The 1756-nt window shown below is 58.0% G+C and carries 2 protein-coding genes; one reads left to right on the plus strand and one right to left on the minus strand.

Features of this window, described 5'->3' with window-relative positions:
- The first annotated feature begins 421 nt into the window (after positions 1-421).
- Positions 422-1552 (plus strand): queuosine salvage family protein, encoded by a 1131-nt coding sequence (locus tag M1136_07615; GenBank protein MCL5075502.1) that lies wholly within the window; start codon positions 422-424, stop codon positions 1550-1552.
- Here the strand turns inward: M1136_07615 and M1136_07620 are convergent.
- Positions 1534-1756 (minus strand): transposase (locus M1136_07620; GenBank protein ID MCL5075503.1); only part of this gene is annotated, 223 nt, incomplete at its 5' end. The two genes, M1136_07615 and M1136_07620, sit on opposite strands and share 19 nt — an antisense overlap.

Consider the following 1756-nt stretch of genomic DNA (forward strand, 5'->3'; position numbering starts at 1 on the left):
CAGCGTAAGAGGGATGATAGAATAGAAGCAAAAGAGGCTCGGTCTCATCCCCTGCCCTATCTCTATTGAGGAAGGCAAAGGCGGCGGGAGGGATCAGCCGCAAGGCAGTGTGTTACAATAAGCCTATCCTCTTTATGAGAGCCTCGCTAACTGCGAATTGTGGGACACTAATGTGCCAACTAGAGGGTCTTTCGGTTCGCGTGTGGCGACGCCACCAGCGGCGGGCAACCCCGACCATGGCGGCTGCCGAGCGACAATCGAGAGACCTTGCGCCGACTATTGCCCCTTTCGGTTTATAAGTCGGTTCGGCTGCTTGACAGCGAGATGACGCTATCATATAGTGATGAGGGGAGCCAAACTGGGTCTTCGTCTCCAGGAGGGAACAACTCCATGTTACCGAATCTGAAAGGAGGGCACGCCCATGGTACTCCATGCCGATTACACCTATGCCACTATGAAGGCTGAGATCCAGGCCATTGTTGATGCCGCTACCGACTGTATCATCGACGAGAACCAACTTGTAGCTTTGGCCGGGGTGATGCGCAGCCTCCCTCAGGACTACCTCGACCAACGTCTTTACAGCGGGGTCAATCTGCACCCTGAGCGTTACCCGGACCAAACGCTACCGAAGAACGATCTGGATACCATTCAGCTGGCCCTCGGGCCAGGCAGCCAGGGCTTCTTCATCTGGGTGCGTGACTTAGCTGGGAATGCTGTACCCTGGAGTGTTACTGTGGGTGGCCGGCGTTACATAGGCGCTCCGAGTATCTACGCCTGCCACATGCGTGCCCTGAGGCGTGGCCTCAATATACTGGACCCGGCCGTGATGGCCGGACTCACCATGCGCGACATCCGCGAGTACTACCGTGATGAGGAGACGGGCCAGACCACCATCCAGCATCTGGAAGGACGTCTCGCTAAGTACCGGGAGATCGGGCGTGTCCTCCAGGAACGCTTTGCAGGATACTTCGCCAATCTGCTCGACGAAGCAGAGGGGTATCTCTTCGGCGACGATGGTAAGGGGATTGTTCAGCTCCTGGTGAGGCACTTTCCCATCACCTACGGAGACTGGCCATTCTGCAAGCTGGTGATGGTGAACGTCCGTGGCCTCTACCAGCGCCGCCAGGCTGCGGTGCCGACAGGCGAACGCTTTGCCCAACTCACTGCCCTGAAGGACCCGGAACACTTCGAGGCTGGAGCGGACTACTACCGCCCCTATTTCCTGATGCGAGTGGGTGTCCTGCGCATCAGCAAATGGCTCCAGCAGACGCTCAGCGACCAAGACCTGTTGGCGGCAGACTCCAAGCCCGAGCAAGAGTGCCGTGCTGCGACCATAGTCGCTTGCCGTCGCCTGGCTGAGGTCATGGGCACCCCGCTCTTTCATCCAGAGGCGGAGACCTGGGAGACGGCCTTCCTACGCTGCCGCTTGTGCCGGCCAGGTATCTCTGATGAGGAGCTGTACTGCCCTTATAAGAGTGTCTGCCGAGCCTATCAGGAGGACCCCGACCTTATGCGCATCCGCTGGCCTCTCGTCTACACCCTGCGCCATTGAGCGCTGGACGGCAGGGAGCGAACGGGCGATGTTAGCAACTTAAACGCCCCTACAATTTTCCCCAACGTAGGGGCAGGGCTTGTCCCTGCCCTGTTTGTGGCACCCGCGAGGGTTGCCCCTACGATGATTATAGCGTGAATATGGTTGGGCATAATAATGAAAGCATCTAAGGCAATATTGGGGAATCGCTTGGGCAATGATTCC

Source organism: Chloroflexota bacterium (genome assembly GCA_023475225.1).
Taxonomy (GTDB): domain Bacteria; phylum Chloroflexota; class UBA6077; order FW602-bin22; family JAMCVK01; genus JAMCVK01.

Excerpts from the sequence above, each read along its gene's own strand:
- M1136_07615 (MCL5075502.1), top strand. The coding sequence starts at position 422 with ATGGTACTCCATGCCGATTACACCTATGCCACTATGAAGGCTGAGATC.